A 24,207-nucleotide genomic window follows, 5' to 3' on the forward strand; every position below is an offset into this window, starting at 1 on the left:
CGATAAGCGCTGTCGGGTCCACTCGCGGTTTTATTAACGGATTTATCACGAATTTCTCCTCGTACCGGCGGATACTGCCGGCTCCGGCCTTCCGCCGCATTGTGCCATGATGCATTCAATGAGCAGCCAGACTTTCCGTTTCAACAACGATTTCCTCCAGTCGCGCGTCCGCGCCGCCTTTGAGCCGCGCAAGCCGCGCAACCCGTTGCTGCGCTTCCTGATGGGTGCCCTCGGCCTCGGGTTGCTGGCCCTGTTGGTGCTTGTGGGCGCCGTCATCGGGTCGGCAATGCTGGCCGCGGGCCTGGTTTACCGGCTGTTCCGCGGCCGCAGCCAGCCGTTGCCGCACCGTCGCGCCGCCAGTCAGCATGACCCCCGGGTGGTCGAGGGCGAGTACCGCGTCGTCGACAAGTCGACCCAGCCGCGCTGACGTACCCGCGATGCCCGGCAACGATGTAATCCCTGCGCCCCAGCAGGCCCGCATCCCCGTCCGCGGCACCGGCGACGCAGGTTTTTTCCCGGTTCGCCGGATTTATTGCGTGGGGCGCAACTTCGCCGACCATGCCCGTGAGATGGGCGCCGTCGCCCCCGCGTCGAAAGCCGAGCGCGGCAGCCCGGTGTTCTTCTGCAAGCCGGCCGACGCGCTGGTGCTCGATGGCGTCGTCCCCTACCCGCGTGGCACCACCGAGCTGCACCACGAGGTCGAGCTGGTGGTCGCGCTCGGCGCCGACGCTCCGGCCGGCGTGCTCGACCCGGGTGCCGCCGACGCACTGGTGTTCGGCTACGGGATCGGCCTGGACCTGACCCGCCGCGACCTGCAGGCGGCCGCCAAAGCCAAGGGATTGCCCTGGGACACCGGCAAGGCATTCGATCATTCCGCCCCGGTCAGCGCGCTGGTGCCGGCCGCCGAGGTCGGCGATCTGGCAACCCGCACGCTGACCCTGAAGGTCAATGGCCAGCTCCGCCAGCAGGGCGCGTTCGCCGACCTGGTCTGGGACGTGCCGGACATCCTGCATGAGCTGTCGAAGTTGTATGCGCTGCGCGCCGGCGACCTGGTGTTCATGGGCACACCGGCAGGTGTCGGGCCGTTGCTGCCCGGCGATACCTTCCTTGCTTGCCTCGATGACGTCGTCCAATTGCGCGGTCACGTCACACCATCAACATGAGGCTATAGTTTCCACGGCATTCCCCAATACCCCAAGGAGATCACCTGATGAGCATGGTCAGCGAGTTCAAGGCATTCATCGCGCGCGGTAACGTCCTCGACCTGGCGGTCGCGGTGATCATCGCCGCCGCGTTCGGCAAGATCGTCACCGCGCTGGTCGACGGAATCATCATGCCGATCGTCGGCATGGCGATGGGCGGGGTCGATTTCTCGCAGTTGTTCTTCGCCCTCGACGGTGGCGACTACGCCAACCTCGCGGCCGCGCAGGAGGCTGCGGCACCGGTCATTACCTACGGCGCATTCATCCAGACCATCATCGACTTCCTGCTAATCGCGTTCGTGATCTTCATGATCATCAAGGCCTACAACAGGATGATTACCAAGGAAGCCGCCGCCCCGGCTGCACCGGCGGAAGAAGTGCTGTTGCTGCGTGAGATCCGCGATTCGCTGAAGCAACCGGGCCTCTGAGCAACCACACCGGGGCAATCTCAAGCGTGGCACGCCGCCATGTGACTTGAGGCACGCCATTATGAAGCCGCGAGTTGTTACGCTCGCGGCTTCATTGTTTTTCGGGCCATGGCCCGGCAGGAGATCCGATGCGCATTCCATTGCTGCTGGGCACCACCCTGGCCACCTCTCTGTTGTTCGCCGGCACTGTCCACGCCGCGCCGGCGGATACCCATATCCCCGAGGCCGCGATGGACACCGCTGCGCAATTGCGCGCCACTGCGCTGGCCAGCGACCTGGGCTACAGGATCACCGAATCGCTGACCACTGAAGTCGGCCCGCGGCTGGCCGGCAGTCCAGCCGATGCCCGTGCGGTCGCCTGGGCCAAGGCCAAGTTCGAAGAGCTCGGCTACGACAAGGTCTGGACCGAGCCGGTCACCTTCCCGAAGTGGGAGCGTCGCAGCGAGAGCGCGCAGGTACTGGGCGCCCATTCACAGAACCTGGTGCTGACGGCATTGGGCGGCAGCCCGGGTGGCACGGTCACCGGTGAGGTGGTGCGCTTTGCGGATCTGGCGGCACTGGAAGCCGCACCGGCCGACTCACTGGACGGTAAAATCGCGTTCATCGATTACAGGATGGAACGTGCCCGCGATGGCAGCGGCTATGGTCTGGGCTCACGTACCCGTTCGGGCGGCCCCTCGGCCGCGATCCGGGCTGGCGCCAGCGCCTACCTGATGCGCTCGGCCGGCACCGACTCGCACCGCAACCCGCACACCGGCATTACCCGCTTCGACGACGGCCTGACCCCGATCCCGTCCGCCGCACTGGCCGCGCCGGATGCCGACCAGCTGACCCGCCTGCTCGCCCTGGGCAAGCCGGTACAAGTGAAGATGGCGCTGGACACCGGCTGGAACGGCGAGGCCACCTCCTACAACGTGATTGGCGAGATCACCGGCAGCAGCAAGCCCGACGAAGTCGTGTTGATCGGCGGGCACCTGGACTCCTGGGATGCCGGCACCGGCGCGATCGACGACGCCTCGGGCGTTGGCCTGACCATGGCGGCCGGAAAGCTGATCGGTGACCTGCCGACCGCTCCGGCGCGCACCATCCGGGTGATCGCGTTCGCCAATGAGGAGCAAGGCCTGTGGGGTGGCAAAGCGTATGCCGAAGCCCATGCCGGCGAGGTCAAACAGCACCAGATTGCTGCGGAAAGCGATTTCGGCGCCGGCCGTATTTATGCGTTCGAGACCTCAGCACCGGACTATGCCAAGGCCGCCGAAGCGCAGATCCTGAAGGCGCTCGCACCGCTGGGAATCGAGCACGCGGCCGGTGAAGGTGGCCCCGGCCCCGACCTCGGCCCGTTCGCACGCAACGGCCTGGCCTGGGCCAGCCTGAGCCAGGACGGCACCGACTATTTCGACCTGCACCACACTCCGGACGACACCTTCGACAAGATCGACCCCGAAGCCCTGGCGCAGAATGTCGCGGCGTATGCGGTGTTTGCCTACCTGGCCGCATCGGCCGAAGGGGATTTCGGCGGCGGCGAGACACCCGCGCAGGACTAGCTCCATCCCATGCCCCAGCGCTATGACGATTTCGGTTACATCTCCCTGGACCCGGTTGCGGGTATCTATCGTCTTGGCGCCAACGGGCCCAGCTTGACCACAGCGCTGGCCGCCGCCAGCGCTACCAAGCGACGGGTCGCATTGCTGCACATCAACATCGACATGTTCCGTTCGATCAACGCGAACATGGGCGAGGAGGTCGGCGACAAGGTCCTGGCCGCCACGGCTCAGCGGCTGCGCAAGACAATCCCCCAGGACGGCTGGTTATGGCGACTTGCGGGCGACCAGTTCATCGCCGCCATCGGTTACCGGGACGGGGAGTCCGACGGCAGCAACCTGGCCAACCTGTTGCGCGATGCCTTCGAGACGCCGCTGTCCATCCCGCCCTATACGGTGCCGATCACGTTTTCGATCGGGGTGGCGATATTTCCCGACCATGCCAGCAACGCCGCCACGTTACTGGCCAAGGCCGAGCAAGCCCTTCTCCGGGTCAAGAAGGAAGGCCTGGATGCCGTCGGCCTGTATGTCGCCAAGCCGGGACACACCGCATCCAACGACGGCTTTGCCGAACGCTTCGCCAAGGCGCTGGACAACGACGAGTTCCGTCTGTTCTACCAACCCCTGGTCAATGCCGATGATGGCGGGTTGTCGGGTTTCAGTGCCTTGCTGCGCTGGCAGACCGAGGACCAGGGCCTGATGCTGCCGAACCGCTTCATCGAGATCGTTGATCGCGTCGGGTTGTCAGAGCCGCTGGGCTGGTGGGTCGTCGAATCGGCACTGCGCCAGCTGGCGCAATGGCAAAACCAAGGCCTGGATTACCTCGGCATATCGGTCCACCTTGACGAGCCGCTGCTCACTCATCGCGATTGCGTGGATCGGATCGGCGCGCTGTTGCACAAGTACGGTTTGCCTGCGAAGGCATTGGAGTTCGAGGTCGCCGAAACCGTACTCGCGCTCGACACCCGCCAGGTCCTGGACAATCTTGCCGGCTTGCGCGCTTTGGGGGCCACCCTGACCGTGCACGACTTCGGCTTGGGTGGCCTGAGCATGTCCGCGCTGGCCCAATACCCGCTGGACCGGTTGAAGATCGACCGCAGCTTCATCCTCAACGTCGCCAGCAACACCCGCAGCGCCGCCATCGTTCGCGGCATCATCGCCATGGGCCACAGTCTGGGCATGAAGGTCACCGCGAAGGGTGTCGAAAGCGAGGCCGAGCTTGGCTTCCTGCGTCGCAACCATTGCAATTTCCTCCAGGGTTACCTGTTCAGCGCACCGCTGCCGGCCGACGAACTGGACGACCTCATCCGGCGCCGCTTCCTGCTGCCGGAGGCATTCACCGCCAACCGTCCCGCACGCACCTTGCTGCTTCTTGACGATGAGGAGAACGTGTTGCGATCGTTGGTGCGGCTGTTCCGCCGCGACGGCTACCAGATCCTGACCGCCAACGGGGTACGCGAGGCATTCGACCTGCTGGCCAGCAACCCGGTCCAGGTGATCCTGTCCGATCAACGCATGCCTGACATGAGCGGCACCGAGTTCCTGACCCGCGTGCGCGACATGTACCCCGATACGGTACGCATGGTGTTATCGGGCTACACCGACCTGACCACCATCACCGAGGCGATCAACCACGGATCGATTTACCGCTATCTCACCAAGCCCTGGAACGACGATGAACTGCGCGAGCACATCCAGGCCGCGTTTCGCGCCTACGAACAGCATGCGACCGGCCATGACTGACGCAATTACTGTGGCGTGGAAGTCGCAGCCCCCGGCAGTGCCGCCGACCCGGTGGGCTGCGTGATCGGCAACACCACCCGGAACGTGCTGCCCACACCCAGCCGGCTGGATACCTCGATGCGGCCGTGGTGCTTGGCCACGATGGAGTAGCAGACCGCCAGGCCCAGGCCGGTACCGCGCCCAATCGGCTTGGTGGTGTAGAACGGGTCAAAGACCCGCTGCAGTACTTCATCGGGTATGCCACAGCCACTATCGCTGATGCTGACCCATACCTCGCCATCGTCCGCGCCGGTCGCCATCACGATGACGCCCCGCTCATGGATGGCCTGGCCGGCATTGATCAGCAGGTTCATCAATACCTGATTGATCTCCGAGACATGGCACTCCACCGGTGGCAGCGGACTGTAGTACTTCTCGATCCGCACCTTGTACTTGAGGTCGTTCCAGACGATGTTGAGGGTGGATTCCAGGCCCTTCTCGATGTTGGCGGCCTGCATCGGTTCATCGGGGCCAATCCGGGAGAAATCCTTCAGGTCCTGGACGATCTTGGTGACCCGCTCGATCCCTTCGCGGGACTCCTCCAGCAGTTTCGGGACATCACCGGTGATGAAGTCGATATCCAGCCGCTCTCGCATCGCCTGCAACTGCTCCCGACTGGTGCCGGGGGCGCTGTCATCCAACGCCGTGTCGTAAGCCTCCAGCAACGCGAGCAACGCGCCTACATACTCTTGCAAGGTGCCCAGGTTGGAGTGGATGTAGCCCACCGGATTGTTGATCTCGTGGGCGACGCCTGCGGCGAGCTGGCCGATCGAGGCCATCTTCTCGGACTGCAGCAGCTGTTCCTGGGTCCCGGCCAGCCGTCGATAGGTGCGTTCCAGCTCATCGTGGCGTTGTTGCAACTCTGCTTCGCGTGCCGAGCGGGCGGTGACGTCCCAGAAGGTCGCAAACCGCTGGCCCCGACCGCCGGGTTCGGCGAACAGCCGGATCTCCAGCACCATCGCTGGCGCCTCGATCACCACCTCACCACTCCACCGGCCGTCGCGACAGGCGATGTCCCAGGCGTCCTCGGGAATGTGCCCGGGCAGGACCGACAACGCATTGCTCCCGGCGTTTGTCGTGCTGGCCAGCAATCGCTGCCCCAACACGTCGGCGGCGGCATTGGACCGCTCCGCTTGACCAGCCGGGTTGAACAGGATGATCGCGGTGTCCGTCAACGAGACCAGCGTCAACAGGTCCTCACTCCATGGGGGACGTTGGTCTGGGCTGGTCGCGTCGTTCATCCCACTCCGAGAGCGCGCACCTGTGGACGTGCGCTGGCTTGTCCATCGGTATCGTACACGCCCGCCGATTCCATGCGGCCAAGGTGCCGTAGCGCCCAGGTCACTTCGCGACGACGACGCGTTAGCAACACGTTGTTGGCCCGATTCAGTTCACTGAGCGCAATCACGCGCCCGGAGAAGTCGTCACTCAATGGACGCTTCTCCACTTCCCTCAACGCAACCAGCTTGGCCTGGGTCGATCCGAGCAACGCATCGACGTCATGGGTCAACAATGCCTGACGCTCGGCTTGCAGCGCCTGCTCCAACGCGTCCAGCGACGCCGTTACCGATGGCTGCATCGCCGTGATGGTCATTTCAGCAATGCGTCCTCGAACGCCAGCATGCGCGACGCGACCTGTTGCGGGTCGACCTGATAGCTGCCATCCGCCAGCGCCGCGCGAACCTCGTTCACACGGGCCACGTCGATGCCTGCCGGCGCGGCCAGGGAGCGCTCCAGGACCTGCAGGCCCGCCGCCTCACCGGTTAAAAGCATGCGGTCCGTCGCCGGTGTCGCCGCCACTGGTTCGGAACGGTCTCCACCGGCACGGACGCGGGCCTGGCTGGGGGCTGCCAACTCGGCAGCGCGGGCGGCGGGCGGCGGGGCGCCATTGATCTGGTTGGACATCACTTAACTCCTGATTGCTCGTCGACCCCGGTAACGACCGGCCCGGAAGGAACTTTAGCCAATGGCGCCAACAATTTCAGCGCGTCACTTCAACCACGCCATCGCCGACCAGGCGGCCACGGATGATGCGCCGCGACGCCAGGTTCTCAACCGCGACCGTGGCCCCCGGCTCTGCGCGGCCCAGCGCACGACCGGCCATCCGCACTTCCACCCCGCCGATGCGCGAGACCAGCATGACCGGATCACCACGCTTGAGTAGCGGGCCATCGGCCAGGTCGGCATCGGTCAATGCCGCACCCGGCACCAGCCCCTGGACCGCGGTCAGGCCGATGACCGCCCCGGGTTCACGAAAGCCCTTGCCGCCAGCGCCGGCCATGTCCCGCCGACGCACCACCACGTCGGCGGCGGTAATCAGCTGCCCAGCAGGGACGGCCTTGGTCAGCACCACGACATCGGCCTCCCGGCGAACCCGCACCGGCACGTAAAGGCGCCAGCCGGGCGCATCGTCGCAGCGGACCTGGACCGTATGCGGCCCGGTTGGCACGGCCTTCAGTGGCGTAGTACAAGTTGCCAGTTGTAATGCCGGATCGACCATGGCTTCCGAGCCGGTCCCGGCAACGCCCAGGGCCGCCAACGCGGCCTCGCGGATGTCGGCCGGTCGGGTTGCCTGGGCACCGGACGGCAGCGCAAACGCAGCAACCAGCAGTGTTGATAGCGACAGGCAACGACACCAGGGTCGAGAACGGGACGGAAGCAAAATGCATCTCACGCAGGAGGTCAGCCATTGCACAGGCAATTTGCATGCCGCGGGCGATCTCGCGGGGTGGCGGGCGATGACTCAAGAACTGCCGGGCAAGGCCGACAACCTACCCATGAGCCACCAACTGCTGGACCGAATCGACCAACGTACCCGCCTGGCCGGTCACAACCGACTGGCATTGCTGTTGTTCCGGCTGGGCCAACGTCAGCTTTTTGGCGTCAACGTATTCAAGGTCCAGGAGGTCATCCCCCGTCCGCCGTTGTTCACCCTGCCGCAACTGCCGGCAGCGTTCAACGGCGCGGCCGATATCCGCGGCCGCACCGTTCCGGTGCTCGATCTGGCACGGGCGATCGGCTATGACACCGGCGGCGCGCCGCCGCCGGCCTACCTGGTGGTCACCGAGTTCAACCGAAGCGTGCAGGGCTTCCTGGTGGCCGGCGTGGACCGGATCGTCAACGTCGCCGTCGAGGATATCCAGCCGCCACCCGACCTGGGCGGAGAAGGCAATTACCTGACCGGCGTAACCCGCCATCATGGCGAGCTGATCCAGCTGATCGACGTGGAGAGCGTGTTGGCCGAGTCGTCGCCCAGGGCCAGCGACGCCAGCGGCATCGTCGCATTGCAGCCCACTGCTGGGTCACCGCAGGAAGTGCTGGTTGTGGATGACTCGCGCGTGGCCCGCAACCAGATCCGTGCGGTGCTGGATCAGCTTGGGCTGCCTTCGACCCTGCTTTCGGATGGTCGCCAGGCCCTGGAACACCTGCAGCAACTGGCAGAAAGCGGCCTGCCGCCCCAGCAGCGCTACGCCATGGTGATCTCCGATATAGAGATGCCGGCAATGGACGGTTACACGCTGACGACGGAAATCCGACGCGACCCGATGCTGCGGGGGCTGTATGTACTGCTGCACACCTCACTGTCGGGCGTGTTCAACCACGCCATGGTGGAGCGCGTGGGGGCGGACGACTTCGTCCCCAAGTACTCCGAGCATGAGCTGGCGCAACGCATTGCCGCCCGGATGAACGCACTCCAGAAGGCCTGCTGACGCCCAACTGCAGCGGCTGTGGCACGCCGCTTGCTTGATCCAGGGGGAATCCGCACCCCGGAGGGCGCAATGTCCGATTTCCTTGGTATCCATGGCACCGCACTGGCCTTGCGCGAGCAACGCCTGCAACTGCTCGCATCCAACATCGCCAACGCCGACACCCCGGGCTTCCAGGCCCAGGACATGGACTTCGGCAGCGCCTTGCGCGCCGCGCTGCAACCGAGCGCCGGCCTTGGCGACGCGATTGGCAACGCCGCCCAGGCCGCGCGTTACGCCCCGACCTCCTCCCAGCCCAGCATGGACGGCAACACCGTGGACGCCGAGCGCGCCAAGGCGAGCTTCGCCCAGGCCTCGCTGGAGTACCGGGCCTCGATGTCGTTCGTGGAGTCGAAGGTACGCGGGATGTTGACCGCGATCACCGGGCAGTAAGGGGAACCAGGATGAGCAACCTTCCGATCTTCGACGTCGCCGGCTCGGCGATGAACGCCCAATCGGTGCGGCTGAGCACCGTGGCCAGCAACCTGGCCAATGCGGACTCGGTAGCCGGCAACCCGGATGCGGTCTATCGCTCCTTGCACCCGGTGTTCTCCGCCACCCCGGTGACCGGACAACCGGGGCTTGCCGGGGTGCAGGTCGACGACGTGACCCAGTCCGACGCCGCCCCGTTGCGTCGCTACGAACCCGGCCATCCGCTGGCCGACGCGGACGGCTATGTCTATGCACCCGATATCGACCCGGTCGCACAGATGGTCGACATGATTTCCGCCTCGCGCAGCTACCAGGCCAACGTGGAGGTTTTCAATACCGCCAAGGAACTGGCCATGGCGACCTTGAACATGGGCAAGTAGCCCACCCGACCGACGAGATGACCCCATGACCAGCATCCCCGCGACCAACAACGACAATCCCTACGGCGCCCTCGGGCTGGGCAACCAGCAGACCGCCCGCGACACGACATTGGGACAGGCCGATTTCCTGCGCCTGATGACCGAGCAACTGAAGAACCAGGACCCGCTCAAACCGCTGGACAACAACCAGTTCCTCGGCCAGCTGGCGCAGTTTTCCACCGTGCAGGGCATCGAGGACATGCAAAGCGCCATGGGCTCGATGGCCAGCGTGATGGAGTCCGACCAGACGCTGCGCGCAGCCAGTCTGGTCGGACGCGAAGCGCTGGTGGAAGCCGACACCGTCGAGCTTGCTGCAGGCGCTGGCGCACGTGGCGAGGTGGTTGCCATGGCTCCCGGCACGGTCCAGATCGAGATCGTCGACAGCGCCGGCGCGATCGTGCGCAAGACCACCGTCGAGGCCGGCGCGGCCGGCAACGTGGCGTGGGAATGGGACGGCCGCAATGACAGCGGCGACCCGATTGCCGCCGGCACCTACTCCATCCGCGCCAGCAGTGGCGTGGGCAAGGAAGCGGAGGCCCTGGACCTGCGCCTGGCCGCGCACGTGGACAGCGTATCCATCGAGCCGACCGGGCTCGTGCTCAATCTTTCCGGCCTCGGCAGTCACCCACTGTCGTCGATCCGTCGCATCGGCTGACCGCCGCCCAACCCCGATTTTCCAGGAGCACACAGCATGAGTTTTCGCATCTCGCTCAGTGGCATGAACGCGGCCACGTCCGACCTCAACGTCACCTCCAACAACATCGCCAACGCCAACACCAGCGGCTTCAAGCAATCGCGCGCCGAGTTTGCCGACGTATTCCCGGTCTCGGGCTACGGCTTGTCGCGCAATGCGATTGGCTCCGGGGTGAAGCTGGCCCAGGTCGCGCAACAGTTCGACCAGGGCAATATCGAGTTCAGCGGCAAGGCGCTGGACCTGGCGATCAGCGGCGAAGGCTTCTTCACCCTGTCCGACAACGGCGCGAACGTCTATTCGCGTGCCGGCAACTTCGGAGCCGACAGTGAAGGCTACGTGGTCAATCCCAGTGGCAACCGCCTGCAGGTATTCCTGCCCAATGCCAGCGGCACCGGCTTTGATACCGGCCGCATGGGCGATCTGCAGCTGGCCGTGGGCGACGCACCGCCCCAGGCCACCGGCAAGGTCGATATCGGCACCAACCTGCCGGCCGACGCCAAAGTGCCCGCGATCAACCCCTTTGATGCCAACGACCCGACCACCTACAACCACACCACCTCGCTGACGGTCTACGACTCGCTGGGCGCGGCCCACACCCAGTCGTTGCACTTCGTAAAAACCGCCAACGCCAACCAGTGGCAGGTCCATACCTCGATCGATGGCACCACCACCGGCGCGCCGACCACCTTGCAATACTCCGACACCGGCGTATTGCAAACGCCCAACCCCGGCACCTTCCCGATGCCCGCTTTCGACCCCGGTAATGGCGCCGCGCCGATGGCGCTCACCCTGGACCTGGGCGGCTCCACGCAGTACGGCAACAAGTTTGGCGTCTCTTCGCTGGCCCAGGACGGGTACGCCACCGGCCGCCTGACCGGCATCGAGGTCTCCGCCGAAGGCGTGGTCAACGCCCGTTACACCAATGGCGTGTCCACCCCCCTGGGCCAGGTCGCCCTGACCAACTTCGCCAACCCACAGGGCCTGCAATCGCTGGGCAACAACGGATGGGCCGAGACCGCCGAGTCCGGCGACGCACGTCTTGGCAGCGCCGGTTCCTCCGAGCTCGGTCTGGTCCAGGGCGGCGCACTGGAGGCCTCCAACGTCGACCTGACCGCGCAGCTGGTCAACATGATCACGGCCCAGCGCAACTTCCAGGCCAACGCGCAGATGATTTCCACCCAGGACCAGATCACCCAGACCGTGATCAACATCCGCTGATGCGCGGCCGTCTGCCACCAACGAGGCAAACCCGATGATCGACAAGGCCGCCTATGTGGCGATGACCGGCGCAAGCGCCACCTTGCGGGCACAGGCGTCGGTCTCGCACAACCTCGCCAACACCGACACCATCGGTTTCCAGGCCACCCTGGCTGGCACCGTGGCCAGCCCGGTGGGTGGCGACGGCCATGGCTCGCGTGTCGCGGCGGCATTCCGCACCCTGGGTGTCAGCGCCTCACCGGGGGCGATCAACATCACCGGCAACGTGCTGGATGTCGCGCTGGACCAGGACCGTTGGCTGGCCGTGCAGGCACCCAATGGCGATGTCGCCTATACCCGTGCCGGCGACCTCAAGCTGAGCCGCAACGGGCTGCTCACCACCGCGACCGGGTTGACGGTGCTTGACCAGCGGGGCGCGCCGGTGGCGATTCCGCCCCACGAGTCGCTGCACATCGGCAGTGACGGCACCATCTCGATCGTCCCGCTCGGCCAGCCAGCGAACACCGTCGCCGAAGCCGGCCGGTTGCAAGTGGCCGCCGCACGTACCGATCAGCTGGAGCGTGGTGAGGATGGGCTCATGCGCTTGCCCGCCGGCGCCGCGCCGCTGGCTCCGGCCGCCGGTGAGGTACTGACCGCCGGTGCGCTGGAGCAGAGCAACGTCGACCCCACCGCGATGCTGGTCTCGATGATCCAGCTGTCACGCCAGTTCGAGATGCAGGTACGGGTCTTGCAGAGCGTTGACGAGAACGCACAGGCGAGCAACTCGTTGTTGTCCTCGCGCTGATCCACCGACCCACCAGAATTCTTCGGAGTATTCCCCATGACCCAGGCACTTTGGATCGCCAAGACCGGCCTCGACGCGCAGCAGACGCGCATGGCGGTGATCTCCAACAACCTCGCCAATACCAATACCACCGGCTTCAAGCGCGACCGCGCCAGCTTCGAGGACCTGCTTTACCAGACCGTGCGTCAGCCCGGCGGTGCATCGTCCGAGCAGACCCAGCTGCCCAGTGGCCTGTCCACCGGCACCGGCGTGCGGGTTGCCGCCACCGCCAAGCAGTTCACCCAGGGCAACCTGGCCCAGACTGGCAATGCCCTGGACGTGGCCATCAACGGTCGCGGATTCTTCGAGGTGCTGATGCCCGATGGCAACCCGGCCTACACCCGCGACGGCAGCTTCCAGATCAACTCGCAAGGCGAGCTGGTGACCAACGCCGGCTACCCGGTGCAGCCCGGCTTGCAGCTCCCCGAAGGCGCGCAGGCCGTGACCATTGCCGGCGATGGCACGGTCACGGTCCAGCTCGCCGGCCAGGCCGAAGGGGTCCAGATCGGCGCGTTGTCGGTCGCCGACTTCATCAACCCCGCCGGGCTGCAGGCCAAGGGCGGCAACCTGTACGTGGAGACCGGTGCCAGCGGCCCGGCCCAGGTCGGCGCCCCGGGCGAGAACGGCGCGGGCTTGCTGCAGCAGGGGGCGCTGGAAGGCAGCAACGTCAACACGGTCGAGGAGCTGGTGTCGATGATCGAGACCCAGCGCGCGTACGAGACCAACGCCAAGGCCATCTCGACCGTCGACCAGATGCTCGGCTTCCTCAACCAGAACCTGTGACTGCCATGACCGACTTCGCTCCGGCATCCGGCGTTCGCGTTCGCGGCTGGGCACTGGCGTGCACCGCGATGCTCGCGTTATCCGGCTGTGCCAGCCTGGTGGGCGATGTGCGTCCGTTCGCGCCAATGGTCCCGCTCGCCGACCCCGACATCGCGGCCATGCCGGGCCATGCGATGCCCGCGGTGGCACCGCCAGTCCGGTCGGGCCAGGCCAGCGTCGGCTCCATCTATGCCAGCAACAGTAACAACGGCTTGCAACTGTTCCAGGACAACAAGGCCCGCAACGTGGGCGACTTGTTGACCATCGTGCTGATCGAACGCACCTCGTCCACCTCGCGCGCGAAGACTGCCGTGACCAAGGACTCGGGCTTCAGCCTGGGCGCACCGGTGCTTGCCGGGGTGCCGGTGACCTACAACGGGCAGTCGATCCTGCAGGCCGAAGTCGAGGCCGGGCGTGACTTCAATGGCGCCGGTGACTCCACCCAGAGCAACCGCCTGGACGGTGAAGTCACCGTGACTGTGGTCCGCGAACTGGGTAACGGCAACCTGCTGGTCAGTGGCCAGAAGCAGATGCGCCTGAACCAGGGTGATGAACTGGTCCAGGTTCAAGGAATCGTACGCACGGCCGATATCGGGCCTGACAACCGCATCACTTCCGACCGCGTCGGCAATGCCCAGATCGTCTATGGCGGTCGCGGCACGCTGGCGCGTTCCAATGCGATGGGCTGGCTTGGCCGGTTCTTCAACTCCGCCGCCTTCCCGTATTGAGGACCACCAGCATGCGTCCAACCATCAAGTCCATCGCCACCTTTGTCCTGCTGGCCTTGTTTGCCGCCGGCCCGGCCTGCGCCGAGCGGGTCAAGGATCTCGCCCAGGTGGCCGGCGTACGCGGCAACGCGCTGATCGGCTACGGGCTGGTCGTGGGCCTGGATGGCAGCGGTGACCGCACCAGCCAGACCCAGTTCACCGTGCAAAGCCTGAAGACGATGCTGGAGCAGCTGGGCGTCACCCTGCCCGATGGCGTCAACCCGCAGCTGAAAAACGTCGCGGCTGTCGCGATCCATGCCGAGCTGCCGCCCTATGCCAAGCCCGGCCAATCGATCGACGTCAGCGTGTCCTCGATCGGCAACGCGGGTTCACTGCGCGGCGGCAGCCTGCTGATGGCGCCACTGAAGGGCGCCGACGGGCAGGTCTATGCGATTGCCCAGGGCAACGTGGTGGTCAGCGGCTTTGGCGCCTCCGGCCGTGACGGGTCGCGGATTTCGGTCAACGCACCCAATGGCGGAAGCATTCCCAACGGGGCCATTGTCGAGCGTGCCGTCCCCGGCGGTGCGGCGCCCACTGGCAACATCACCCTCAATCTGCACGAATTCGACTTCACCACCGCCTCGCGCCTGGTCGCTGCGATCAACCAGGCATTCGGTCCCGGCCGCGCCCACGCGGTGGACGGCGTCACCATCGAGATCACGCCGCCGTCCGACAACCGCATCGGCTTCCTGGCCCAGCTCGAAGCACTGGACGTCAGCCCCGGCGCGGCGGCGGCCAAGGTGATCGTCAATGCCCGCACCGGCACCGTGGTCATGGGTGGCCATGTCACCGTGCTGCCGGCAGCGGTCTCGCACGGCTCGCTGACGGTGTCGATCGTGGAAAGCGCGCAGATCAGCCAACCTGGCCCGTTCAGCGATGGCGTCACCGCCGTGATGCCCGAATCCTCGATCGAGATCAGCGAGAGCGGTAACCGCATGTTCCTGTTTGAAGGTGGCAGCTCACTGCAGGCCATCGTGCGTGCAGTGAACGCGGTAGGCGCCGCCCCCGGTGACATCGTCGCCATCCTGGAAGCCCTCAAGCGGGTGGGTGCATTGCGCGCCGAGCTCGAGGTGATCTAGCGACCACGCCATGCGCCTGCCTTCCGCCACCGCCCTGCCACTGCAACCTGCCGACGCCTCGCGCGAACGGTTGCAAACCGCTGCACGCGAGCTGGAGTCGCAGTTTGCCCAGATGATGCTCAAGTCGATGCGCAGCACCAGTTTTGGTGACTCGATGCTGGGCGACAACACCATGTACCGCGACATGTACGACCAGCAACTGGCCAAGGAAATGAGCAAGGGCCGCGGCCTGGGCCTGGCACCAATGATCGAGCGCCAACTGTCGCGCAGCCTGCCCATGAGCCCGACCGCGAGCGAGGCGATGCCGATGGCGTTGATGAAGAACCTGCCGCTGCCAATGCCACTGCCGGGAGCAACGATAATGACCGGCTTGTCGCTGGCGCCCAGCCATGGCGGCGTTTCGTTGCCGGCGCTGGCGCCGTTGCCGCCTGCGCCGGAGCCAGCGGCCATATCGAACGGGATCGGCGGCGCCGGTCATGTCGACGGCCCTTGCGACCCCAACGCCCAACTTGACTGCAGCAGCCCGGAAGCCTTCGTACAGTCGATCTGGCCACACGCGGTGGAAACCGCGCGCGAGCTGGGGGTATCGCCAAAGGCACTGGTCGCCCAGGCCGCGCTGGAGACCGGCTGGGGCCGGCGCCTGGTTGGCGGCGATGGCTCGCACAATCTGTTTGGCATCAAGGCCAGCGGCCACTGGGACGGCAAGCGCGTCGACTCAGGCACCCATGAGTTCGTCAATGGCCGCCGCGTCGAGACCCGCGCCCAGTTCCGCGCCTATGGCTCGGTGCACGAAAGCTTCGCCGATTACCGACGGCTGATGCATAACGACCGCTATGCCGGCGCACTTGCCTCCGGCGAAGACACCTCCCGCTTTGCCAACGCATTGCAAAAGGCTGGCTACGCCACCGATCCGGCTTACGCCGCCAAGATCTCCGCGATTGCCAACGGACCGACCCTCCGCCGCGCGCTGGAAACCCTTGATGACGCCCACGGCCGCACCTTCGCCGCGCTACCCGACACCACCACCCGAGGCTGACCATGAGCGGACTGCTATCCACCGGAAGTTCGGCCCTGCTCGCGTTCCAGCGCGCACTCAACACCGTTGGCCACAACGTCGCCAACGCGTCCACGCCGGGCTATAGCCGCCAGCGTGTAGATCTGGAAGCGCGCTTCGGGCAAAGCACCACGGCCGGCTACATCGGCGCCGGGGTGGACGTCGCCGGGCTGCAGCGACTGGCCGATGGGCTGGTATTTGGCCGCCAGATCGACAGCAGCGCCGAGATTGGCCGACTCGGCCAACTGTCGTCGATGTCGATCCGGCTGGACAAGTTGGTCTCGGACTCGGCCAGCAGTCTGGCAGCCCCCTGGTCGGCCTTCTTTGCCGCCGCCGAAGGGGTCACGGCCGAGCCCACCTCGGGGACGGCGCGCAACGCACTGATTGCCGCAGGCAACCAGCTCGCTACGCGCTGGGGCAACCTGGACGCGCAGATGGCGACGCAGGAAGACCAGGTTGACCAGCGCATCAAGGCCCAGGTCGCCACCGCCAACCAGCTGGCCGGCGAAATCGCGATCCTCAATCGCGACATTGCCGCCGCCGGCAGCAATGCCGCGCCCGACATGCTCGACCAGCGCGCGGTCCGGATCGACCAACTGGCCAACCTGGTGGGCGCGGAGACCGTCGCCCAGGACGACGGCTCGATCAACGTGTTCACCACCGGCGGCCAGCCAATGGTGCTGGGCAGCCGCGCCATGAGCTTGGGAACCGTTGCCGACCCTTACCGCGCCGACCGGGTGCAACTGTCACTGGAAACCGCCGGCGGCGGCTCGATCCCGCTCTCGGCGACCACCGTGTCGGGTGAAGTCGGCGGCCTGCTGGAGTTCCGCAGTCGCGTGCTCGACCCCGCGCGCGCCGAACTGGGCCGGCTGGCGACCGCGTTCGCCGAAAGTTTCAACGCCACCCAACGCGCCGGCGTGGACTACCACGGCAAACCGGGCAGCGACTTTTTTACCCTGCCGGCACCGCGCATCGACCGCCATGCCGGCAATGCCGGCGATGCCGTGCTCAGCGCCAGCATTGGCGACCTGGGCACGCTGAAGGGCAACGACCTGGTGCTGCGTTTCGATGCCGGCAGCTGGGCCGCGACCCGCAGCGATACCGGCGAGCCGGTCGCCATCACCGGCACCGGCACCGCCGCCGACCCGTTGCGGGTTGACGGCGTCGAGCTGGTCCTCGCCGGCACCCCGGCCAATGGCGACCGGTTCTCCCTGCGCCCGACCGCAGGGGTTGCCGGCGGGCTGAAAATGGCGCTGACCGACCCCAATTCCATCGCCGCCGCTGCACCACTGGAAGTCAGCGCCGACAGCGGCAACCTGGGAACCTCCAAGGCCGGTTCCAGCAAGATCACCGATGCCGCCGCCTTCGCGGGCTTTGCCGGTGCCAGCATCGAATTCATCGATGCCGGCCAGTACACCATCGATGGCGCGGGTCCGTTCCCGTACAGCCCCGGCACTCCGATCAGCGGCGACGGCTGGTCGCTGGAGCTGGATGGCACGCCCGCCGCGGGCGACCAGTTCAGCCTGTCGCCCACCCCGCCACGTTCGTCCGACAACAGCAACGCACGCCAACTGGCCGGGATGGATGAGCAGGACATCCTCAATGGCGGAACCCTGGACCTGACCGCCGGGCTGGCGCAGTTGACCGGCAAGGTCGGCGGCGATGCGCGCCACGCCGAGCTCAACCTGGAGGCGCAAACGGCGATCCACGGCCAGGTCACGGCCGAGCGCGAATCGCTTTCGGGCGTCAACCTGGACGAGGAGGCCACCAACCTGCTGCGCTACCAGCAGGCCTACCAGGCCGCCGCGCAGATCATCGCCACCGCCGACACCCTGTTCCAGTCCCTGCTCAGCGCCGTCCGCCGCTGATCGCCGCCGCGTTGACCGAACCGCACCGATGAGACCGCTCCCATGAGAATTTCCACCGCCGGGATGTACGCACAGGGGCTGCAGAGCATGCTGCAGCGCCAGTCCGAAATGGTTCGCACCCACGAGCAGATGACCACCGGAGTGCTTTATTCCCGTGCCGGCGAGGCGCCCGCCGCGGCCGCCACCTCGCAAGGCCTGGACCACGCGCTGGCCGCGCTGGACAGCTACAAAACCAGCGCCGGCCACCTCGACCGCCGCCTGAACCTGCAAGAGCACGCACTCACCAGCGCCAACGACCGCCTGACCCGCGCCCGCGACCTGGTCATACAGGCCAACACCCCGACGCTGTCGGCCGACGACCGCAAGACCATTGCCATCGAGCTGCGCCACCTTCGCGCGGAGATGATCTCCATCGGCAACACCACCGACGGCTCCGGCCGCGCCCTGTTTGCCGGCACCCGCGACGGCGTGGTGCCGTTTACCGACAACGGCGGCACCGTCACCTATACCGGCAACGACGGCCAGAACGACCTTGACGTTGCCCCCGGCCTTGGCTTGCGCGATGCCGACCCCGGCAGCGAGCTGTTCATGCGGGTGCCGACCGGCGACGGCATCGTGCGTGGCCGTGCGGACGCGGCCAACACCGGTAGCGGCGTGCTGCAATCGGCCAGTGTCACCGACCACGGTGCCTGGAGCGGCGGCGCCATCACCGTGGAGTTCACTGCCGCCGATCAGTATCGGGTGCTCGATGCTGGCGGCGCCGAGATTGCCACTGGCACGTGGGAGAAAGGCGAGACCATCAATGCCGGTGGCGTGCAGTTGAAGATCAATGGTGCACCTGCCGCCGGCGACAGCTTCGGTGTCGGGCGCGCGCCGCAGAACGACATTTTCGGTACGTTGCAGTCGCTGGCCGATGCACTCGACGCGCCGGGCGACTCCGCCGCCGACACCGCCCGCCTGACCAACGCACTCACTGCCGGGCTGGGCGACCTGAGCCGCGCCCAGGAGCACATGATTGCCGCGCGCGCCAGTACCGGCAACCGCTTGTCGGCACTGGACGCGGCCGAAGAAAGCCGCAGTGCCACCAAGCTGTCGCTGGAGGCCACCCTGTCTGGCTTGCGCGATGTCAACTACGCCGAGGCCGCAACCGAGTTCGCAATGCAACTCACCGCCCTGGAGGCCGCCCAGACGGTGACCCTGCGGATCCAGGGCCTGTCGCTGTTCAACAAACTGGGTTGATTGGCAAGTTTTCGCTAAAGCTTCCAAGGCTGATGCCGTTACCTTTCTCAGCAGCGGACAAGTCCTGATTACAGCGACGCCCCTGCGAGCTACCGGTCCCACACCGGCATCCCTTCCAGGAGAACCACACCATGTCTGTCATCAACACCAACGTAATGTCGCTCAATGCCCAGCGCAATCTGGCCAGCAACAGCGCCGACCTGGGCACCACCATCCAGCGCCTGTCCTCGGGCCTGCGCATCAACAGCGCCAAGGACGACGCCGCCGGCCTGGCGATCTCCGAGCGCTTCACCACCCAGATCCGCGGCATGGACCAGGCCGCCCGCAACGCCAACGACGGCATCTCCCTGGCGCAGACCGCCGAAGGCGCGCTGGGCGAGATCGGCAACAACCTGCAGCGCATCCGTGAACTGGCGGTGCAGTCGCGTAACGCCACCAACTCCGACTCCGATCGCGCTGCACTGAACGCCGAAGTCAGCCAGCTGAAGTCCGAGATCCAGCGCGTCGCCGAACATACCGACTTCAACGGCAAGAAGTTGCTCGATGGCAGCTTTGGCGATGCTGTATTCCAGATCGGCGCCAACCAGGGCCAGACCATTACCGTCAGCGGCATGGCCAATGCCAACATCGACTCACTCGGTACCTGGACGGCCCCCAGCACCTACGCCTCAACCGTCGCCAGTACTGCCAACACCGCACAGACCGCTTTGGCGGCTGGCGACCTGACCATCAATGGCGTGGACATCGGTGCGGTCAATGCCGGTACGGATGCGACCACCCAGGGTGACAACCTGATAGCAGCCATCAATGCCAAGACTGCCGAGACTGGCGTGTCGGCCACCAATGCCGCCGGCGTGTTGACGCTTACCTCCACCAGCGAGGATGGCATCAAGATCGCCGGCAACACCGCCAATGCAACGGCAACAGCCGCCGCAACCGGCTTGACCGTCGCCGACACTGCCGCCACCGAGACAGTCGGCGCCACCACCGACGGCTTCCAGGCACAGAACGTCCTGAGCGCCGACGCAGCTGACAACATGATCCTGGCCATGGACGCGGCGTTGAATGACGTCAACTCCTCACGCGCCGACCTGGGTGCGATCCAGAACCGCTTCACCTCGGTGGTGACCAACCTGCAGACCAGCTCGGAGAACCTGTCCGCGGCCCGCAGCCGGATCGTGGACGCCGACTACGCCAAGGAAACCGCCAACCTGAGCCGCACCCAGATCCTGGCCCAGGCCGGTACCGCGATGCTGGCCCAGGCCAACCAGGTGCCGCAGAACGTGCTCAGCCTGCTGCGTTAATCTCCCTCCCCTGGGAACCCCGACCGGTCAGTGGCTTTTTGCCCTGACCGGTTTTTTTGTGCGCTGGTTTTCGGGACGGGGAAAGTGATGCGGTTCAAGGTATGGCTAAAGGTTTGCCAGCGCTGGCCGATACCTTGAGAGCAGGACCGGCGGGCCTAAGCCGCCGCCAATCCATCGGAACGGTTCTTGCTTGGTTGACGGGTCTGCTGTCGGGTCTGTTGTCGGGGTCGGTTACCCGGGCCCATCAGCCATCACTCAAAGGAGACACGCGTGGCTTCCATTTCCAGCCCAGGGTTTGCATCCGGCCTCACCGATCTGGTACCCCAGCTGGTAGCGGCCGAGCGCGCGCCGGGCGACCGCCGCTTCGACCGGATCGAGAGCACCACCAAGGCGCAGATCTCCGCCTTCGGCAAGGTCAGCAGCGGCTTGTCCGGGCTCCAGGACACGCTGGCGAAACTGGACGGCATTGGCGCCTCACTGGGCCGCAAGGTCACCGTTGGCAGCGACGCCGGCTTTACCGCGACCGCCACCGAAAAGGCCGCCCTTGGCAGTTACCAGATCGCCGTAGAAAGCCTGGCCACCACCCATAAATTGCAGTCCGCCGCCCTGGCCAAGGACACCCAGCTGGGCCACGGCAACCTGTCGATCACCATGGGCGACGGTGAACCCATCGAGGTCACCATCGAGGAGGGCAAGGGCTCGCTGGCCGATATCCGCGACGCCATCAACGCCCAGGCGGGCGGCAAGGGTGTCACCGCAACGCTGGTTCACAGCGATGCCGGCGACGTGTTGGTGCTGGCCTCCACCGAGACCGGCAGCGAAGGCCGGTTGCAGGTCACTGCCACCGGTGGTGACGGCGGTCTGGCGGCGCTGGACACCACCAGTGGCAGCATGACGGTCACCGACCCGGGCAACGATGCACGCGTGGTCATCGATGGGCTCACCCACACCAGCAGCAGCAACCGCCTCGACGGCGCGATCGACGGCATCACCCTGGATCTGACCAAAGCCCAGCCGGGGGAGACGTTCTCGCTGGACCTGAGCGCCGATGCCAGCCTGTTGAAAGCCAAGTTGCTGGGCTTTATCAGTGCCTACAACACGGCCCTGTCCGCATTGGGCACACAAAGCGCGGCCGGCGGGGAAGCCAGCAGCGGCGCACCGCTAAGCGGAGATTCCGCGCCGCGTTCCATCACCTCCAGCCTGCGCAATACCATCAGCGCAAACTACTCCCAGTTGGCCGCGCTCGGCTTCAAGACCGAAGTGGACGGCTCGTTGAGCATGGACGGCGCCAAGTTCGACGCCGCCATGGCCGCCGACCCCGAAGCGGTGTCACGCCTGTTTGGTGGCGACGGCGGGTTGCAGAAAACCATGGCCGGTTCGTTGAAGTCCTGGGTCGGCGACGAGGGCTTGATCCAGGGCCGCACCGATGCCCTCAACTCACGCCTGGAATCGCTGGCGACCGACCGGGAAAACTTCGACCGCCGGATCGAAGGCGTGGAAGCCCGGTACCTGCGCCAGTTCACCGCGCTGGACGTGATGATCTCGAAGTTGCAAAGCACCAGCTCCTTCCTCACCCAGCAGCTGCAGAACCTGCCAAGCCCTGCCGGCAACTAACTTTCCTGGACCCCGAGCCCGCCATGCATAGCGCCCGCAGTTACGCCAACCAGTACCGTCAGACCAACGTCAACAGCGCCGTGCTGGAGGCCAGTCCGCACCAGTTGGTCGCGTTGATGCTGGCCGGCGCCCGCGCCCGCGCCCGCCTCGCCATTGCCTGCCTGGAGCGCGGCGACCTGCCGCGCAAGGCCAAGGCAATCAGCGATGCAAGCGCGATCATCGGCGGGCTGAATGGTGCACTGGACATGAAAGCCGGCGGCGAGATCGCCGACGGCCTGCAACAACTGTATGACTACGCCCAACGCCGGCTGCTGGATGCGAACGTCGGCAACGACAGCGCGCCGCTGATCGAGATTGAAGACCTGCTGGGCGAGATCGAGACCGCGTGGTCGGCCATCGCACCGGGGCAACCGGGCGCCGCGGGCCCGTCGCCTGATCAAGCAAGGCTGGGGCCATGACGCCGGTGCTGCCCAGTGACGCCATCCGTCTCGCGCTGGACAGCGGACGGCTCGACGACGCAATCGCCATGATCGCCCAACACGAGCTGGACGTGCGCACTGCATTGGGCAGATCCCCGGCCAGCGCAGACGACCAGGACGGATGGCAGGCACTGCTATCGACACAGCGCTCGTTGCTGGAACAGCTGCAAGGCGCACGCAGCGACACGATGGAGGCGTTGCAGCGTCTGCAAGGCAACCGTCGCAGCGCACAGGCCTACCGGGCCCAGCGCCTGCCATGAATGCCGACGAGGCCCGCGCCGCGGTTTTCGGTGACTCGCTTACCTGCCAGGAGGTTCGTCCGGTCGCGTTTGTGCCCGGGGCGCTGGACGAGAGCGCCCAGCGCGTCGCATGCGCCCGCGCCGAGGCGCTGCTACGCGCGATCGCCTTGGTGGAGGACAGTCGCACCGACGACCCGGACGAGCGCGGCGCCCAGGAACTGGGGATGCAGCGCATTGAAGCCAAGCTCGACCTGCTGACGGCGCTGGTTGCCACATTGGTGGGCAATCGCGATACCCAGGACCACCCGCAGTCTGTCCGCTGGTCGGCACTGGGTGTGTGCCTGGCCGTGGGGAACTCCGCCTCCGACGTTGCGCCCGGTACCGTGGGCGTATTCCGGGTGCTGCCCTGCGACTGGCTGCCACAGGCCCTGGAGTTGCCCGCGACCGTATTGGCCAGCGTCGCTGATGGCACGGGCCGTCAGCTATGGCTGCGCTTCCAGGCATTGCCGGCAACGCTCGCCTCGGCCCTGGAACGGCACTTGTTCCGGGTCCACCGTCGAGCGATCGCCGAATCGCGCCGGCCGCGCTGAACCCCTTGCCGCACGGACCTTCCCCGCAAGCGGCAATGGGAACGGGACGGTTGGGCTAAAGTGAACTCGTCTCCACGTCCCGTTGGAGCGCGTCCCGCGAGAGGTTCACTTGCTGCGCGTACTGATTTGCGATGACCACACCCTGGTCCGGGCCGGCTTGCGCCGGTTGCTGGAATCCTTCGATGCGATGGAGGTGGTCGCCGAAGCCGCCAGCGCTGACGAGGCGGTGATACAAGCACGCAGAACCCTCCCCGACGTGGTCCTGCTTGACCTGTCAATGCCCGGCCGCAATGGGTTCCAGGCCCTGGATGAGCTGCGCCAGGTCTGTCCCGACACCGCGGTGGTCATCATGTCGATGCACGACGATGCCTCCCATGTCCGCGAGGCGCTGGCGCGAGGGGCGTCCGGCTTCGTGGTCAAGGAGGCCGCACCCGCCGAGCTGGACATCGCCCTGCGCGCCGCGGCCGCCGGGCGCACTTACCTGAGCCCGCAGGTCTCTGCGCCCCAGCTGCGCGGCGGGCGCTCCAGAGCGGTGACGGGGGTGGATGCGTTGCCCCCGCGCCAGCGCGAGATCCTGGCCGCGCTGGGTGCCGGCCGCAGCAGCAAGCAGATCGCCGGCGACCTGAACATCAGCGTCAAGACCGTTGAAACCCACCGTGCGCGGATGATGGAAACCCTGGGCTGTCCCAACGCCACCGAGTTGCTGCGCATCGCCCTGGGATTGCACGCGGGCGGTTTGTAGCCGCAAAACCGGCACCAGGTCCGGAAAACCCCTACATGCATTCGGGATAACCCCTACCTGACTCGGGTTTGCCCCGATTCGTTATCTGTCACCGACGAGGCAAGATCAGCCCTGCAGGATCCGTA

General features: G+C 66.2%; 27 protein-coding genes. 23 read left to right on the forward strand and 4 right to left on the reverse strand.

Annotation, left to right across the window (positions count from 1 at the left end; genetic code table 11):
• Positions 1-118: 118 nt before the first annotated feature.
• The 5 genes from ACW7G1_RS13340 to ACW7G1_RS13360 all read left to right on the forward strand — a co-directional run bounded on the left by ACW7G1_RS13340 (position 119) and on the right by ACW7G1_RS13360 (position 4,914).
• Positions 119-427 carry a hypothetical protein gene (locus ACW7G1_RS13340; protein ID WP_456980247.1) on the forward strand — a complete coding sequence of 103 codons (309 nt, stop codon included), beginning with the start codon at positions 119-121 and terminating at the stop codon, positions 425-427.
• 10 nt (positions 428-437) lie between these two features.
• Positions 438-1,163: a fumarylacetoacetate hydrolase family protein gene (locus ACW7G1_RS13345; RefSeq protein ID WP_456980248.1), complete on the forward strand. Its 726-nt coding sequence runs from the start codon at positions 438-440 to the stop codon at positions 1,161-1,163.
• A gap of 47 nt (positions 1,164-1,210) precedes the next feature.
• Positions 1,211-1,630 (forward strand): large conductance mechanosensitive channel protein MscL, encoded by a 420-nt coding sequence (gene mscL, locus ACW7G1_RS13350; protein ID WP_456980249.1) that lies wholly within the window; start codon positions 1,211-1,213, stop codon positions 1,628-1,630.
• Between the two features lie 128 nt (positions 1,631-1,758).
• Positions 1,759-3,174 carry a M28 family peptidase gene (locus ACW7G1_RS13355; RefSeq protein WP_456980250.1) on the forward strand — a complete coding sequence of 472 codons (1,416 nt, stop codon included), beginning with the start codon at positions 1,759-1,761 and terminating at the stop codon, positions 3,172-3,174.
• A 9-nt stretch (positions 3,175-3,183) separates the two neighbouring features.
• Positions 3,184-4,914, forward strand: coding sequence for an EAL domain-containing protein (locus ACW7G1_RS13360; protein ID WP_456980251.1), 1,731 nt, complete (start codon positions 3,184-3,186; stop codon positions 4,912-4,914).
• Between the two features lie 5 nt (positions 4,915-4,919).
• Here ACW7G1_RS13360 and ACW7G1_RS13365 read toward each other — a convergent pair whose 3' ends face one another.
• The 4 genes from ACW7G1_RS13365 to flgA form a co-directional block, all read right to left on the reverse strand.
• The gene (locus ACW7G1_RS13365) at positions 4,920-6,194 is read right to left on the reverse strand and encodes an ATP-binding protein (protein ID WP_456980252.1); all 1,275 of its coding nucleotides are present in this window, start codon (positions 6,192-6,194) and stop codon (positions 4,920-4,922) included.
• The gene (locus tag ACW7G1_RS13370; protein WP_456962913.1) at positions 6,191-6,532 is read right to left on the reverse strand and encodes a flagellar protein FlgN; all 342 of its coding nucleotides are present in this window, start codon (positions 6,530-6,532) and stop codon (positions 6,191-6,193) included. Before ACW7G1_RS13370 ends, ACW7G1_RS13365 begins: the two co-directional genes overlap by 4 nt.
• An 11-nt stretch (positions 6,533-6,543) precedes the next feature.
• Positions 6,544-6,858: a flagellar biosynthesis anti-sigma factor FlgM gene (flgM, locus tag ACW7G1_RS13375; protein WP_456960830.1), complete on the reverse strand. Its 315-nt coding sequence runs from the start codon at positions 6,856-6,858 to the stop codon at positions 6,544-6,546.
• 76 nt (positions 6,859-6,934) lie between these two features.
• Positions 6,935-7,615, reverse strand: a complete 681-nt coding sequence (flgA, locus tag ACW7G1_RS13380; protein WP_456980253.1) for a flagellar basal body P-ring formation chaperone FlgA — start codon at positions 7,613-7,615, stop codon at positions 6,935-6,937.
• A gap of 76 nt (positions 7,616-7,691) precedes the next feature.
• On the opposite strand from flgA, the gene ACW7G1_RS13385 reads away from it, so the two are divergent.
• The 18 genes from ACW7G1_RS13385 (at position 7,692) to ACW7G1_RS13470 (ending at position 24,082) form a co-directional block, all read left to right on the forward strand.
• Positions 7,692-8,663, forward strand: coding sequence for a chemotaxis protein (locus ACW7G1_RS13385; RefSeq protein ID WP_456980254.1), 972 nt, complete (start codon positions 7,692-7,694; stop codon positions 8,661-8,663).
• Between the two features lie 69 nt (positions 8,664-8,732).
• Complete coding sequence (gene flgB, locus ACW7G1_RS13390) at positions 8,733-9,092, forward strand: flagellar basal body rod protein FlgB (RefSeq protein ID WP_456980255.1); 360 nt, start codon at positions 8,733-8,735, stop codon at positions 9,090-9,092.
• A gap of 11 nt (positions 9,093-9,103) precedes the next feature.
• Positions 9,104-9,511, forward strand: coding sequence for a flagellar basal body rod protein FlgC (flgC, locus tag ACW7G1_RS13395; RefSeq protein WP_456980256.1), 408 nt, complete (start codon positions 9,104-9,106; stop codon positions 9,509-9,511).
• A gap of 25 nt (positions 9,512-9,536) precedes the next feature.
• Positions 9,537-10,205 (forward strand): flagellar hook assembly protein FlgD, encoded by a 669-nt coding sequence (locus ACW7G1_RS13400; RefSeq protein WP_456980257.1) that lies wholly within the window; start codon positions 9,537-9,539, stop codon positions 10,203-10,205.
• 36 nt (positions 10,206-10,241) lie between these two features.
• Positions 10,242-11,462: a flagellar hook protein FlgE gene (gene flgE, locus ACW7G1_RS13405; protein WP_456980258.1), complete on the forward strand. Its 1,221-nt coding sequence runs from the start codon at positions 10,242-10,244 to the stop codon at positions 11,460-11,462.
• A gap of 37 nt (positions 11,463-11,499) precedes the next feature.
• Positions 11,500-12,246 (forward strand): flagellar basal body rod protein FlgF, encoded by a 747-nt coding sequence (locus ACW7G1_RS13410; RefSeq protein ID WP_456980386.1) that lies wholly within the window; start codon positions 11,500-11,502, stop codon positions 12,244-12,246.
• 36 nt (positions 12,247-12,282) lie between these two features.
• Positions 12,283-13,068: a flagellar basal-body rod protein FlgG gene (gene flgG, locus ACW7G1_RS13415; protein WP_456960823.1), complete on the forward strand. Its 786-nt coding sequence runs from the start codon at positions 12,283-12,285 to the stop codon at positions 13,066-13,068.
• 5 nt (positions 13,069-13,073) lie between these two features.
• Complete coding sequence (locus tag ACW7G1_RS13420; protein ID WP_456980259.1) at positions 13,074-13,835, forward strand: flagellar basal body L-ring protein FlgH; 762 nt, start codon at positions 13,074-13,076, stop codon at positions 13,833-13,835.
• An 11-nt stretch (positions 13,836-13,846) separates the two neighbouring features.
• Positions 13,847-14,953 carry a flagellar basal body P-ring protein FlgI gene (locus ACW7G1_RS13425; protein ID WP_456960821.1) on the forward strand — a complete coding sequence of 369 codons (1,107 nt, stop codon included), beginning with the start codon at positions 13,847-13,849 and terminating at the stop codon, positions 14,951-14,953.
• Between the two features lie 10 nt (positions 14,954-14,963).
• Positions 14,964-15,989 (forward strand): flagellar assembly peptidoglycan hydrolase FlgJ, encoded by a 1,026-nt coding sequence (gene flgJ / locus ACW7G1_RS13430; protein WP_456980260.1) that lies wholly within the window; start codon positions 14,964-14,966, stop codon positions 15,987-15,989.
• A gap of 2 nt (positions 15,990-15,991) precedes the next feature.
• On the forward strand, positions 15,992-17,875 hold the full coding sequence (gene flgK / locus ACW7G1_RS13435; RefSeq protein WP_456980261.1) for a flagellar hook-associated protein FlgK: 1,884 nt from the start codon (positions 15,992-15,994) through the stop codon (positions 17,873-17,875).
• 42 nt (positions 17,876-17,917) lie between these two features.
• Entirely contained in the window at positions 17,918-19,114 is a 1,197-nt protein-coding gene (gene flgL, locus ACW7G1_RS13440) for a flagellar hook-associated protein FlgL (protein ID WP_456980262.1), read from the forward strand.
• 131 nt (positions 19,115-19,245) lie between these two features.
• Positions 19,246-20,418, forward strand: coding sequence for a flagellin (locus tag ACW7G1_RS13445; RefSeq protein WP_456980263.1), 1,173 nt, complete (start codon positions 19,246-19,248; stop codon positions 20,416-20,418).
• 270 nt (positions 20,419-20,688) lie between these two features.
• Positions 20,689-22,032: a flagellar filament capping protein FliD gene (gene fliD, locus ACW7G1_RS13450; protein ID WP_456980264.1), complete on the forward strand. Its 1,344-nt coding sequence runs from the start codon at positions 20,689-20,691 to the stop codon at positions 22,030-22,032.
• A gap of 23 nt (positions 22,033-22,055) precedes the next feature.
• Positions 22,056-22,490, forward strand: a complete 435-nt coding sequence (gene fliS, locus ACW7G1_RS13455; protein ID WP_456980265.1) for a flagellar export chaperone FliS — start codon at positions 22,056-22,058, stop codon at positions 22,488-22,490.
• Positions 22,487-22,771 carry a hypothetical protein gene (locus tag ACW7G1_RS13460; protein ID WP_456980266.1) on the forward strand — a complete coding sequence of 95 codons (285 nt, stop codon included), beginning with the start codon at positions 22,487-22,489 and terminating at the stop codon, positions 22,769-22,771. The genes fliS and ACW7G1_RS13460 overlap by 4 nt, the downstream gene beginning before the upstream one ends.
• Positions 22,768-23,340: a PilZ domain-containing protein gene (locus ACW7G1_RS13465; RefSeq protein ID WP_456980267.1), complete on the forward strand. Its 573-nt coding sequence runs from the start codon at positions 22,768-22,770 to the stop codon at positions 23,338-23,340. Before ACW7G1_RS13460 ends, ACW7G1_RS13465 begins: the two co-directional genes overlap by 4 nt.
• A 112-nt stretch (positions 23,341-23,452) precedes the next feature.
• The gene (locus ACW7G1_RS13470) at positions 23,453-24,082 is read left to right on the forward strand and encodes a response regulator (RefSeq protein WP_456980387.1); all 630 of its coding nucleotides are present in this window, start codon (positions 23,453-23,455) and stop codon (positions 24,080-24,082) included.
• Positions 24,083-24,207 lie beyond the last annotated feature (125 nt).

The organism is Lysobacter sp. A378 (assembly GCF_054052125.1).